At 54.6% G+C, this 13,271-nt stretch carries 9 protein-coding genes; 4 read left to right on the top strand and 5 right to left on the bottom strand.

Going from position 1 to position 13,271, the window contains the following annotated elements; all coding sequences use genetic code 11:
- Positions 1-85: 85 nt before the first annotated feature.
- The 4 genes from ACFSSA_RS04205 to ACFSSA_RS04220 are packed head-to-tail and all read left to right on the top strand — an operon-like array spanning position 86 to position 3,677.
- On the top strand, positions 86-766 hold the full coding sequence (locus tag ACFSSA_RS04205; RefSeq protein WP_386818608.1) for a paraquat-inducible protein A: 681 nt from the start codon (positions 86-88) through the stop codon (positions 764-766).
- A gap of 8 nt (positions 767-774) precedes the next feature.
- Positions 775-1,386 (top strand): paraquat-inducible protein A, encoded by a 612-nt coding sequence (locus tag ACFSSA_RS04210; RefSeq protein WP_386818610.1) that lies wholly within the window; start codon positions 775-777, stop codon positions 1,384-1,386.
- A 6-nt stretch (positions 1,387-1,392) separates the two neighbouring features.
- On the top strand, positions 1,393-3,099 hold the full coding sequence (locus ACFSSA_RS04215; protein ID WP_386818612.1) for a PqiB family protein: 1,707 nt from the start codon (positions 1,393-1,395) through the stop codon (positions 3,097-3,099).
- 20 nt (positions 3,100-3,119) lie between these two features.
- Positions 3,120-3,677 (top strand): PqiC family protein, encoded by a 558-nt coding sequence (locus ACFSSA_RS04220; protein WP_386818614.1) that lies wholly within the window; start codon positions 3,120-3,122, stop codon positions 3,675-3,677.
- Positions 3,678-3,712: 35 nt separating this feature from the next.
- Here the strand turns inward: ACFSSA_RS04220 and trpD are convergent, their stop codons facing one another.
- The 5 genes from trpD to ACFSSA_RS04245 form a co-directional block, all read right to left on the bottom strand.
- Positions 3,713-4,759 carry an anthranilate phosphoribosyltransferase gene (trpD, locus tag ACFSSA_RS04225; protein WP_386818615.1) on the bottom strand — a complete coding sequence of 349 codons (1,047 nt, stop codon included), beginning with the start codon at positions 4,757-4,759 and terminating at the stop codon, positions 3,713-3,715.
- Positions 4,760-4,828: 69 nt separating this feature from the next.
- A complete protein-coding gene (gene mgtE / locus ACFSSA_RS04230) occupies positions 4,829-6,244 on the bottom strand; it encodes a magnesium transporter (RefSeq protein ID WP_386818617.1) in 1,416 nt (471 codons plus the stop codon).
- Between the two features lie 66 nt (positions 6,245-6,310).
- A complete protein-coding gene (locus ACFSSA_RS04235) occupies positions 6,311-7,150 on the bottom strand; it encodes a response regulator (RefSeq protein WP_386818619.1) in 840 nt (279 codons plus the stop codon).
- Positions 7,151-7,290: 140 nt separating this feature from the next.
- Positions 7,291-10,263 carry a response regulator gene (locus ACFSSA_RS04240; RefSeq protein ID WP_386818621.1) on the bottom strand — a complete coding sequence of 991 codons (2,973 nt, stop codon included), beginning with the start codon at positions 10,261-10,263 and terminating at the stop codon, positions 7,291-7,293.
- 21 nt (positions 10,264-10,284) lie between these two features.
- Positions 10,285-13,104 carry an ATP-binding protein gene (locus ACFSSA_RS04245; protein ID WP_386818623.1) on the bottom strand — a complete coding sequence of 940 codons (2,820 nt, stop codon included), beginning with the start codon at positions 13,102-13,104 and terminating at the stop codon, positions 10,285-10,287.
- Positions 13,105-13,271: the final 167 nt, after the last annotated feature.

Genomic DNA, 13,271 nt, shown 5'->3' on the forward strand with positions numbered 1-13,271 from the left:
GTGGATGGCCGGGGGTCGATTCATGGAAGGGAGTGATTGGTAAATTTCTTGACAGGGGTGTGATTAGGCGGGAAGGGGTGATTCAGTGCCTGCGAGTAAATCGGATTATGGGAGCGCTTCTTCCCACACCTGGCCACGATCTTCTAAACGGGAGCATCGTATTTCATGTCATTATTGTGATACTGCCTACCTGATTGATCTGATCGAGGAAGGGAAGGCTGCTCACTGCCAGCTATGCGGACAGGTAATCTATAGAAACCGGGCATCGAGCCTGAGCCGGGCGGTTGCCTTCGGGCTCACAGCGTTTTGTCTCTGGCTGATGATGAACCTGTTTCCTTTCATTTCCATGGACGCACTCGGGAACAAAAGTTCGGTCTCAGTTCCGGGAGCGGTTCTGGGCCTTTGGATGACGGGCGGAGTGCCTATTGCCATTGCCATCGTCTTTTTCGTGCTGGTATTGCCATTACTGCTGATTTCCGTGCTGCTGTATCTGTGTCTTCCCCTTCTATTCGGAAAGGCACCTCCGTTTGCGATCGCGGCAATGCGCGGGTTTCAAGCGGTTCAGCCGTGGGTGATGGTGGAGGTTTTCTTTCTCGGTGCGATGATCAGCCTATTAAAGCTGGTGAAACTTGCGGAGATCGATCTCGGTGTGGGTTTCTGGGCTGTGATGGGGTTGATGCTATGTATGGCCGGTGCTGTGGGGGGGATCGATAAGTTGGAGCTGTGGGACAGAATCGAGCTCGCTCTGGAAAGGAGAAAGGAATGACTCCTCCGATGAAAAGTGCCCTACAGAAGGGGCTGGCCTCGTGTCACACCTGCCTAATGTTGAGTGATAGTAAATTGCACGTCTGTCCCCGCTGCGGTTCCGCACTTCACGCGAGAAAGGAAAAAAGCATTGAGCGCACGGTCGCCTACGGGATCGCCGGTATCATTGCCTTCATTCCGGCGAATGTGCTACCGATCATGGTGGTCACCCAGCTCGGGGTTGATGATCGCTCGACGATCCTTGGAGGTGTGGCGACTTTCTGGCAAATGCATGCCTACCCCGTGGCAATCATCATTTTCATTGCGAGTGTGATGATCCCGGGGCTGAAGTTTTTGGCGATCGGGTTGCTGGTCGCTGCCGCAAAGGGAAAACTCAAGCTGGATGGCAAACGTGCGAACCGGATCTATTGGCTTACGGAGCTGGTCGGGCGGTGGTCCATGGTAGACGTATTTGTCGTGGCGATCCTGGTTGGTTTGATCCAGATGGGGAATTTGATGACGATCAATCCAGGCGGCGCGGCCCTTGCCTTCGGCCTGATGGTGATCATGACCATGCTTTCAGCACATGCCTTTGATCCGCGTCTAATCTGGGACAAGCTGAGGGAAAACGAGAAAATTTGATCAATTATGAGTGAAGAACATTCTGAAGAAATCCATCCGGCGGTAAAAGATGACCGCAGTTTCAATCCTGTTTGGATTGTCCCGATAGTGGCGCTTTTGTTGGGATTGTGGCTGGTGAAGCGGAGCTACGATGAGAAAGGAGAGTTGATCACCGTCCGCTTTGAAAACGCCGCGGATCTGGCCGTGGGAAAAACCGAGGTAAAATGCAGTAATGTCACCATCGGGAAGCTGGAAAACATTATTTTGAATGATGATCTGGACGTGGATGTCAGTCTCCGGATCAAGCCGGACCACCTTCATTTGGTAAAGGAGAGCTCTCAGTTCTGGGTGGTGAGGGCACGGGTGCAAGGTAGTTCCGTTTCCGGTTTGGGCACTTTGATCAGTGGAGCTTACATAGAGTTGGATCCCGGGGCGCTGCGCGAAAAGTCTGCGGACAAGCGCTTTTTCCTCGGGTTGGAGACTCCTCCGCTGACTCCTCCGAGCGTGCCGGGTCTGCGGTTGGTGTTGGAGTCGGCCAGGCCCGGCTCGGTGGATATTGGCAGCGGCATCTATTACCGGGATACGATCATCGGACGCATCGAAAGCCGCGAGTTTCTGCCGGATGAGAAGCTGGTCCGGTTCGGTGCGTTTATTGAAGAGCGTTACTCTGGATTGGTGAACGATCAGACTCTTTTCTGGAAAACCAGTGGAGTGAAGCTCGACGTGGGCACCGAGGGTTTCAATTTGGAGCTGCCTTCGCTCGATTCCCTGGTTTCGGGCAGGGTATCGGTCGATCAGCCGGATGATAGCGTGGCTGGGGTTCCAATATCCAATGGCAGCAGGCTCTCCCTCTATGACTCGGAAGAGCAGGCGGAAGTCAGCCGTTTCCGCGGTGGGGCGGAGTTTCTTCTAATGGTTGACCAATCGCTCCGTGGTTTGAAGGAGGGGGCGCCGGTTGAATTCCGGGGCTTCAAAATCGGGAGGGTGGCGGAGATCTCTTATTCGCTGATCGAGAATCCGACAATTGAGGTCATGCCGGTTTTGATCCAACTGGATGCAAGATTACTGGAAACGCATTTCCCGGAAGGGTTGATCGAAAAAGGAGCGGAAGGATTCACTGAGGCGGTCTCCCGCAATCTTCAGGCATCCTTACGTTCGAGCAGCCTGATCACCGGGCAGATGTTCGTGGATCTCGATTATTTTCCCGGGCGTGAGAACGCTGCGCAAACTGTGCGTGGCGGTTATCCGGTGCTGCCGGTTGTGGAAGTGGGACTTGGAAGACTGGAGGATAAACTGGCAGCGCTCTTGGACAAAATCAATACGCTGGAGCTCGATGTCCTTGTCCGCAATCTAAGTGAAACTTCCGCGCAGGCGACGGCTACCCTGGCAGGTGTGGAAGATGCGGTTTCCGCGGATGGCGGCGTAATTATGGAAGCGCAGAACACGCTGGAGGAAATGCGGGGGACCCTTGCCTCCGTGAATGCGCTGATTTCCGATGAGCAAACCAAGGCGATCCCGGCTGATTTGCGCCTGACATTATCCAGGCTCAATGCAACCTTGGAACCGCTATCGAACGAGGGCGCGATCTATGGGGATTTGCGGCGGACGCTTGATGAGCTGCGCGGGACCATCCGCTCGATCGATCGCCTGACGACCGAACTTGCCGATAAGCCGAACTCCCTGCTTTTCGGTAAAGACCCCAATACCAAGAAAATTCCCCGCGCCCGCCGTTGAACTGTAACCTTTTGAAATCTATGAAATTTTTACCAATCATCGCCTTGTGTCTGAGCTTGATCGGCTGCGGCAGCGGAGGAAATTACTATGTCCTTGCGACTTCAGGGAAAGCGCCTTCGGGTGGAGGATACGGAATAGGGATCGGCCCGGTGACTGTGGCTGATTATCTTTCGGAAAGGCCGTATCTTATTTTCCAGAGCACGCCGACGAAAATGGAGGTTTCCGACGAGCACCAGTGGGCGGGAGATCTGGCCAGTAACTTCAGCCGGACACTGGGCACGGACCTGGGATATCATCTAGGCACCGGAAACATCCGGCAATATCCTTGGAGAAGCGATAAGGAGCTCCGTTATCAGATCACCGTGGATGTGAATCAATTTCACGGAACCGCCGATGGTGAAGCGCTATTGGAGGCTTCGTGGCGCGTATATGCGTTGCCTGCAGGACGGCTTGTGGCGAGCAGCACCTCCACTTTGAGAGAGCCGCTCCAGGCGGATGGCTTCGAGAAACTGGCGGAGGCCCAAAGTCGTCTGGTGGATCAACTTGCCAAGGAGATCGCCGCCCGGCTTGAAAAATAATGGCTTCACCCAGAGCCGGAAGCGGCCGTGCATTTTTATTTGCCCGAGGCTTTCTGCAGACGATGGAGTCTTTCCAGCGCGGCTCCGGAAGTGATGGTCTCCCTGGCTACTTCCAGTGCGTCTCCGATGTGATCGGCCAGACCGGCGCAGGCCAGAGCAGCGGCAGCATTGAGCAGGACAATGTCTCGCTTGGGTCCTTGATCCTTTCCTGAGAGAATATCCGTCAGGATCTTTGCGTTGAGCCCGGCCTCGCCACCTTGCAGCTCATCGATGGATGCAATCTTCAGCCCGAATTCCTGCGGGTTGATTTCCTCGTCTTCGATGTCCTGTAGGGATCCTGATTTGTAAATGTAGGTGGAGCCCATCAGCGAGACCTCATCGACATTGCGTCCGTCGCTGGTATTACCGCTAACGACCCACGCGCTTTCCCGGCCGAGACGCTGCAGGATTTCCGCAAAGGCGGGGCAGAGAGAACTATCGGATACGCCCACGAGCTGGCATTCGGGCCGTGCGGGATTCAATAGGGGGCCAATGAGATTGAAAATGCTGCGATGTCCGGAAGCTGCCAGCTTTTTGCGGACATTTGCGATGGATTTGAAAGCCGGGTGGTAGCTTGGCGCGAAGAGGAAGCCTACGCCGGCGGTCTTCACGCAGTGGCGGAAGCCCTCGGGTGAAAGGTCTATATTTATGCCGAGTGCTTCGAGGACATCCGCACCCCCGCTCTTGGAGGTGATGCCGCGGTTTCCGTGTTTCACGACAATAGCTCCGGCAGCTGCAGCAACGAACATCGCTGTCGTGGAAACATTGAAAAGATTCAGCTGGTCTCCACCGGTGCCGCAGACGTCAAGCGTTGGCCCTTCAAGCTCCAGATCGCCCACCATCGGATCGACCGCGTGCTGCAAAAAAGCTTCCACAAAGCCTGCGATCTCCGCCGGTGTCTCCCCTTTCCGGGAAAGTGCCAGGAGCATTCGTTGCTTTTTATCATCGCAGACGGAGTCATCCAGTAGCAATCCGGCTGCGACATTGATCTCCTGCTCACTGAGTTCCTCTTTGTTTTCGAGGTGCTTGATTAAGGCGTCCATGGCGGAGGCTAAATTTACCGCAGGCAAAGTTCAATCTCCAAGGCTGGCAAAGAAAGGAGGGTTAAAATGCTAGAGGCTGAGGATTGCCGCTGCTGTGCCGAAATAGATGAGCATTCCCGATACATCGACGATAGAGGCGAGCGACGGTGCGGAGACGACGGCCGGATCCAGCTTGATCGCCCGGGCGGTGATGGGAAGCATGGCACCCAGGACCGTGGCGGAAACGACCTGGAGCGTGATCGCACACGCGACTGCCAGAGCTAGTTTGTAGAATGAGAAACTTTCGGGAGCCGGAGGGTGGAATTGTGGCAGGATGAAAGAAATGAATGCGGCAATGGAGAGCCCCAGGGTGATCCCCAGGAAAATGCCGATGCGTGCTTCCTTCCAGGCGATGCGGATGGCCGTTCCCGCACCGATTTCTCCCAGGGCGAGAGCGCGGATAACCATCGTCGCGGCCTGCCCCCCGGCATTTCCCCCGGAGGCGACAACCATGGGCAGGAAAAGCGAAAGAACGTAGGCCTTCTGCAAAACGCCGCCGAAGCGGAACATGACGTAGCCGGAGGCAATGGAAACGAAAGCAAGGCCGACCAACCACATGACCCGGCGGCGGTAGTGCATCACCGATGTGGTATTCAGGTAGCTGAGCTCTGTCTGATCCCCGGCAATACCTGCGAGCTTTTCGATGTCCTCGGTGGACTCTTCCTGCATGATTTCGAGTGCGTCATCGTAGGTGATCACACCCAGTAGATGATGGAATTCATCTACGACCGGGAGCACCACGAGATCGTAGCGGGAAAGTAACCGGGCCGCATCCTCCTGGTCTTCTGTGGCGAGAATATACTCATCCGCATCTTCCATGATGTCACGGATAGGAGTGTCCCAGGTGTTGAAGGCGAGATCGCGCAGGCGGACTTTTCCTTCCAGGCGTCCTTGCTCATCTACAACGAATATCCGAGCCAAGGTTTCTGTGTCTTCACGATCGCGGCGAAGGATGGCGAGCGCCTGTTTCACCGTCATATCCGGGGTGATACGCCCGACCTGTGTGGTCATCCGTCCGCCAGCCGTATCTTCCTCATATTTCAGGAGGCTTTTCGTCAGCTCTTTATCACGGGGACCGAGTAGGGAGAAAAAACGCACCTGGGCTTCCTTCGAGACCACTTGAAAAATATCCACCCGGTCATCGTCCGAGAGATTGCCAAGCAGAAAACGGAGCTGGGCCGGCTTGAAGTGGCTGAGAGAATCCTCAATGAGTGAGAAAGGCAGCTCGGCAACGACGTCCGTAGCCAACTCCGGCCCGATGGTTTTAAAGAAAAAATCACGCTCGTCATCTTCCAATTCCTCGTAGAGCGAGGCCAGGTCTGCGTAGTGAACGGTCTCTGCTATGGAAAGAAGTGCGGAGCCGTCTTCTGCATCAATGGCTCTTCTGATCTCTGAGATCGGGTTGTCATCGTCGTCTTCCGGCACTTGCACAGATTGGGGCCTCACATGGCAGTCCGCAAGGAAAACGGTAGCTGTGGCAGAATTTTCACACGATACTCAAGCTGCTGATAATCATGGAGAACCGGCGAAACGTTTCACATGGGCAAGGAGCTCGGCGGATGAAAAAGGTTTATTGAGATAGGCGACAACTCCTTTGGCAAGAGCCGCGCCCCGGGTCTTGTCATCAAGATCCGAGGTGAGCATGATCACCGGGACGGCGAAGAGCTTTTCATTCGAGTTCCAGGCATTCATCACGCCGAACCCATCCAGGGTGGGCATCATTGCATCGAGGATCATCAGCTTGGGCGGAGAATTTGTGGCGAGAGCCAAAGCTTCTTTGCCATTGGATGCCAGCTCCACCTCGTAACCCGCTTCCGAGAGTAGGAATGAAATTACTCTCTGCATCACGCTATCATCATCCGCGATTAGAATACGTGACTTTTTCTTTTCCCGGATCGCGCGGGGTTGGGTAGCTGCCGAAGGCTTCAGGAATACAGGAAATTCTTTTACCCGTTCCGGGCCCTGGGAGAGATTTTCCACTGGCATGCGGAGGGCGGATTTTACCTCATGGAGCAGTGAAGCCAGGCTGGATTCTGATTTCGTGATGTAACATCTGATCCCGGCATTTTTTGCTGCTTGGGCGGACTCGGAGTTCGCGGGGAGCTGCGAGACGACGATCACCGGAAGATCTGAAAGCGAAGCATCGCGTTTGATGAATTCGAGTATTTCCAGTCCATCAACCCGCGGGAGAATCAGATCGAGAATCAATAGATCGGGCGGCTCCGAGAGGAGCTTCTCCAAGGTGGAAGCGCCATCTGTCGCTACAGAGACTTTGAAGCCTGCGCGCTCAAAACCACGTCGCGACAGGCTTGCCGCCACGTGATCGTCTTCAGCGATGAGTAGATTGACCATGGAAATGCTTTGCTACTGATAGAACCTCTATCAGAAGGCGCGGCATTCAATAGTAATCGGCCGTTAATACCAGCTGTTTTTCCACAAAGGAAAGTAGGTGGTTCCGGAATTTATGATATATTGATTTTTTACCAAAAAGCTTAGTTGCGCAGATGGGGAATATCTTTTGGAGTGAGGATTTTCTGCCCCAGGCGGGTGCTCAGATACGAGTTCATGGTGGAAAGGGCTTCCAGCGCGAGCTGATGGCACTCGATGATTTCTCCTGTGTTTCCTGCCTTGGTGGCAAGCTCCATGCCGTGGATGGGCTTGAGTATCGCCGACATCCCGCAGGTGGAGCTGGAGCCGTGCAGCTTGTGGGCGAGGCGATGGACCTCCTGATAGTTCTTTTCTTGGGCCGCTGTTTTGACCAAGCCAAGTATTTCATAGGCTTGTTGAATATATTCGCCGCTGATTTCCAGCATCACCAAGCGGCTGTCGTTGGTAATTTCCCGCAAGGTATTCATATCAACGGGGCAATGGCTTGATTCTTTGATGCGGGTGGGAATCGGCGCGATGATTGGTGTGATTTGGTGGCGTAGCAGACGGTCTAGCTCTTCCACCCCGATGGGCTTGCTGGCGTAGTCATCCATGCCGGCATCCAGGCATTTTTCCCGGTCCCCCTGCATGGCGTTTGCCGTCATCGCGATGATCCGGATGGAGTTTGAATAGTTCTTCCGGATTTCCCGCGTGGCCGTATAGCCATCCATACGCGGCATCTGGCAATCCATAAGAATCACATCATAATGTTTCTTCTGAAGGGCTTCCAGGACCTCGATGCCATCATTGGCCACATCGGGCGTATATCCCAGTTGCTTCAGCTGGAGCAAAGCGACTTTCTGGTTCACCGGATTATCTTCCGCCAGCAGGACACTGATATCTTTTGATTGATGTTGAACGGAGATTCCCTCCGGCCGGCTGTCGCCAAGATGGGATGCCTCGGGATCCTCGAAGAGGCGGCATAGCGTTTCCTTCAAACGGGTTTGCTTGAGAGGCTTTACCAGATAGGAATTGATGCCTGCCGCCGCGAGGGTCTCCTGGTTCATGTCATCACCCAATGAGCTAAGTAGTATCATGGGGAGTTTTTTGGAGCCCAATTCCGCCGTGATGTGTTTGGCTAGTGTCAGGCCATCCATTTCCGGCATCTGCATATCAAGGATTACCAGCTGGAAGGGATCGGAACCGCGCTGCACTTTATCAAGTAATTCCAGTGCTTCCTTTCCGCCCGCTGTGACCTCCGAGCGCAATGAGAGGTTCGCCAACTGGAGTTTTAGGATTTCCCGATTGGTGGCATTGTCATCCACCACCAGAACCCGCAGATTTTCCGGGATACGCTTCGAGGTATTCGGGGAAGGGAGAGCATTCGGCTGCTTCTTCAGTGGAAGGACAAACCAGAATAGTGAGCCTACCGCGACTTTACTTTCCACGCCGATGCTTCCGCCCAGGGCGTGGACGAGCTGTCTGCAGATGGTGAGGCCCAGTCCGGTGCCGCCGTATTTCCTCGTGTTTGAGCTGTCGGCTTGATTGAAGGGCTCAAAAATTTGGCTAAGCACGGAAGCGTCGATACCAATCCCGGTATCCCGGATCTCAAATTTCAGATTGGTGATCTCTTCGGTGCTTTCGACTGTGGTGACAAATAGCGTGACCTCTCCTTTCTCAGTGAACTTTACCGCATTACCGATGATGTTCGTGAGAATTTGGCGGATTCTTCCCGAGTCTGCGCGAAGCCGTGGAAATACCCGGGAATCGACATATCCGGCTAGCTCCAAGCCTTTGAGCTGTGCAGAGCGGGCGACGATATCCAATGTGTCTTCGACTAGATTCCGGATATCGAAATTGATGTCCTCGAACTCGATTTTCCCGGATTCGATCTTCGAGGAATCCAGGATGTCATTGATGATGTCCAGGAGTATGTCCGCGCTGTTGCGGATGGTTTCCACATGGTCCCGCTGTTCCCGCGAGAGCTCCGTGTGGGATAGTAGTTCCGCCATGCCGATCACACCGTTCATCGGGGTGCGGATTTCATGGCTCATATTTGCGAGGAACTGACTTTTGAGCCGGACGGATTCCAGCGCGGCATCGCGCGCTTGTGATAGTTCCTGAAGAATCTGGTGCCGGCGCGTGGTATCGCGGGATGAAACACAGAGCAGCTCATCGTCGCCAAAATGGAAGAAAGTGACTGTGAGCTCGATGGGGATAATATCCCCGTTTTTCGCCAGGTGGCGGGTCTCGATGGTGCGGTTGCCTTCCTTTTTCAAGGATTCCCAAAAAGGGAGCCAGTCTGCTACCGCCAGATCCGGAAGGATGTCGCACGCGGAAAGGTTATGCAGCTCTTTCTGTGTGTAGCCGAGTCTCTTGCAAGTGGCCTTATTGCCATAAATCAGGCGGGAATCCGGGGCGACCCAAAACATGCCGTCGGCCGCATTGTCCACGGAAAACTGGGTGAAATAGAGTGCATCTTCGCTACGGCGGCGTTCCTCGATCTCTGTTTTCAGTTGCTGGTTGGTCGCTTCCAGTGCGGCGGTGCGGGCGATCACGGTCGCTTCCAGGGATTCCGCGTGTCGACGGGTTTGCTCCAGTAGCGACCACTTGCCGCTCATTGCATGAGCGCATTGGATGACCTCCATCGCATCGAAGGGCTTCTTGATGATCAGGAAGCGATCCGAGATGCCGAGATAGCTTGTCATTCTTTCCCATGAATAATCCGAATATGCGGTGCAGATGATAATTTGCTGATCCGGCTCCACTTCCCAGATGCGCTTCGTGGTCTCGATGCCATCCCAGCCGGGAGGCATGCGCACATCCATGAAGACGACGGAATAGGGACGGCCTTCGGCTTTGGCTTTTTTCACCAGTTCCAAGGCGTCTTTTCCCTGGAAGGTGTAGTCCAGATCGAAAGTGAACTTCTCGACGTTCGCAGATTCTTCGCCGAAGAATTCCGCGGCCTGCTTGTCGAAATCTTCGCCTGATTTGTCTTCACTGAGGATTTTTCGGAAATCGTCGTGGATGGCACGGTTGTCATCAACAATCAGGATCCTGTGTCTGTCGATCAGGGCAGGGGTGGGTGAGGAGTTCATGTCTGGTGGGAGAAAAAGGAATTATGCTGGCTGCTCCAGTGGTAGTTCGAGAGTAAAGGTGGACCCATGGCCCACGCCGTCGCTGTGGACGGTGAGGCTGCCGTTCATTTCGCGTGCCGCGATGGCGCAACTGTGGAGGCCGAAGCCGTGCCCGCTTTTTTTCGTGGTGAAGCCGTGGGCAAAGATCCGGGTGAGATTTTCCTCGGGGATACCCACTCCATTGTCTGTTACGGAAATGCTTACGGTCTTTCCCGATTGGGTCGCACGGATGATGATACGTTTGTCCACCCCGCCGTTGTCGTCACAAGCATCTTTCGCGTTGCCGATGAGATTTACGAGAATCTGGAGTGCCTTATGCCTTTCCGCATAGACCTGGGGGAGGGCGTCATAATCGCGGACGATTTCGACAGCATGCCTGGAGAGCGAGCTATCGTTCATCCGGAGGCTATCCTCAATAAGCTCGCTGATGCTGAGCAGTTCTGTCATCCCGGAGACCATCGCGTAGCTCTGTTGCATGCTGACGATTTCCTTGATGTGATCCACGTTCTTGCCCAGGAGGGTCAGCTCGGTAAGGACCTGATCCCGCTCTTCATGCAGACGGGAGGCGACTCTTTCCAGGAATTCCGGGAGCTTTTGGCCGCGCGGATCTGTCTGGAAAAAAGTGGCGAGATCTTGCTCGTGGCCGCGAAGCAAAGCGGCGGTTTTATCGATATTATCGATGCGGAAGCCGGAGATTTTGTCGGAAGCGACGGTGCATGAGATATTCACACTATTGAGGACATTGCCCACGTTGTGAAGAACGCTGGTCGCAACTTCCGCCATGCCGGCGCGGTGTGATGCGTCCACGAGTTGCTCGTGGGTTTCTTCCAAGGTGGCCACCGCTTCCTTGAGCTCGGAGATATCGCCCGCAATGCCAAGAAAGCCGGTGATATTGCCGTCCGCATCGCGAAGAGAGGTCACCCCCAGGTTTACGGGGACTGTGGAGCCATCTTTTTTCACATAAGACCACTCCGATTGATCCACGGCGTTGACTTTGGCTTTTGCGACCAAGGTCTCGAAGCCTGGCTCGATCGGCACTTCCCGGTCTTTGTTGAGAATATTTGTGCGGGCCACGATTTCATCCCACATGTGGAAAATCGCCGGGGTGGTTTTATGGACGACCTCGCTGGCGGAGTAACCGAGCATCCGCTCCGCGCCGGGGTTGAAACTGGTGATGATTCCTTCAGTGGTGGTGGAAATGATGGAATGGGCTGCGTGGCTCAGGATGGCTTGCTGCAGCATTCCCAGCTCGTCGAGTTCCTTTTCCGCCCGCTGGCGTTCGCTGATCTCCTTACGCAGACTTTTGTTGGTAGCTACGATCTGCTGGGAGCGGCTGAGCGCGTTTTGGGCGAAGTAAATGAGAACCCCGAGAAGAAGCGAAAAAAGCCCGCCGAAAATCAGAACCGCGTATGGATAGGAGGAACGGATCTCACGCAGAGTGTCGCTGCGGGGGCGGATGGCGGCGATCCACTCGGCATTTTTCATGTTCACGGGCACGAGCGCCTCGAACTGTTTTCCCAAATCCCCGCCGTCGTCCGAGCGTTGGTAAAAGGTCTCCCCATTTTCCGTCAGGGAGATTGAATAGCCCTCCGCCAAGATCTGGGTGAGGATGGAGTTCATCATCGGTGCCATGGCAATAGCTCCCACTATATATCCTTCAAAAATGCCATGGTGTGCCATGGGGACGATAATGAGCATGCCCATCCCACCCTTGAGCAGTTCCAGATGCTCTGTGAAAACCACTTGGTCGGTGGCTCGCGCCTGCTCGAAGCCAGCCCTCCGCTTTTTTTCCGTGGCCAGCACCTTGCCCATGGCGACCTGATTTTCCGGCAAGGGCACGGCCCACTGCACCACAGTCTTCTCATCCACCCAGGCAATTGCCTGATAGCCCTGGAAGTCCGCGATATGGGATAGGGCATCATTTTCCCAAGCTGTCCGGGATGGCTTGCCCGAAAACTTCCAGCGCTCCGCTATGCGCACGAGCGCACGCACCCGCGAGTCCATGCGGGCGACGATTTCGTTTCTGATGCCATCCGCATAAACCTGGACTGTTCGTTTTGATTCCTGCTCTTCGCGGAGGAGCAGCGCGTTCCAGAGGATGAAAGTGGCCGAAAAGGCAGCTAGCGTCGCGGAAAACGAGAGCCATGTCGGTGAGCGACCCGTGCGGCTGCGCTCGCTTTTCCACGCGATGGCCAGGATGCTCATTCCTAGGAAAAATGCTCCCGTGGAAGTGTGCATGGCCATCTGGGTGAGCTGGCCCCATCCATAGGTGCCCGTCAGACCGGTGATGTAACCCAGAAGCGCCATAATGCCCAAGGCCAGCACGAGCGAGCCGAAGACTCCGGATACAATATCGCCAATGGCTTTCCTCGGCGGGAGGCAGATCGCAAGCATGCTCAGCCCGGATAGTGTGAAAACCAAAGCCGTGGCGGGTGACATCCGGCCGGGATGCGATGTCTCGGTAAAGATATAGTGTTTGAAAAGGAACTCATCGATCCCGAAATCCGTATATAACAAATATTGGGTCAGAGTTATGGCGCCGATGAAGAAGACCAGAAGGGTGGAAGGGATGGCGTATGAAGGCTTCTTCGATATTGCGATGAGCAAACTGGTGCCGGCGAGTGCAAAGCACAGGGCGGCATTGTACTGCATGGGTGCCAGTGATTGATGAATCTGAACGAGCAGCGGGATTTTCGCATACCAGCCGATGATCACCGTAAGTCCCAGGATAATGAGGAATAGCCCTGACACTCTGATGAGTATGGATGACAGAGTTGGGATGATTTTTTTCGGGTTGCTCACGGCGAGGGCAATTTACACTGTCGAAACAGTGTTAGTTTCTCTGCGATAGATAATTAACAGTTCCTGATAAATCAAACTTACTTGAAGCTAATTTGGCGATCCCCTTTGACGGTTTTTGCAAGATTTGCATTGGAAGGCCAGGTAAGAGCCGTGCAACCGGGGGGAGA

Source organism: Luteolibacter algae, assembly GCF_042683045.1.
In the GTDB taxonomy this organism is placed as follows: domain Bacteria; phylum Verrucomicrobiota; class Verrucomicrobiia; order Verrucomicrobiales; family Akkermansiaceae; genus Luteolibacter; species Luteolibacter algae.

What these genes read in the sequence shown, in the direction of transcription:
- ACFSSA_RS04215 (WP_386818612.1), top strand. Translation starts at nt 1,393, where the DNA reads ATGAGTGAAGAACATTCTGAAGAAATCCATCCGGCGGTAAAAGATGAC.
- ACFSSA_RS04220 (WP_386818614.1), top strand. Translation starts at nt 3,120, where the DNA reads ATGAAATTTTTACCAATCATCGCCTTGTGTCTGAGCTTGATCGGCTGC.
- ACFSSA_RS04235 (WP_386818619.1), bottom strand. Translation starts at nt 7,150, where the DNA reads ATGGTCAATCTACTCATCGCTGAAGACGATCACGTGGCGGCAAGCCTG.
- ACFSSA_RS04210 (WP_386818610.1), top strand. Translation starts at nt 775, where the DNA reads ATGAAAAGTGCCCTACAGAAGGGGCTGGCCTCGTGTCACACCTGCCTA.
- ACFSSA_RS04240 (WP_386818621.1), bottom strand. Translation starts at nt 10,263, where the DNA reads ATGAACTCCTCACCCACCCCTGCCCTGATCGACAGACACAGGATCCTG.
- trpD (WP_386818615.1), bottom strand. Translation starts at nt 4,759, where the DNA reads ATGGACGCCTTAATCAAGCACCTCGAAAACAAAGAGGAACTCAGTGAG.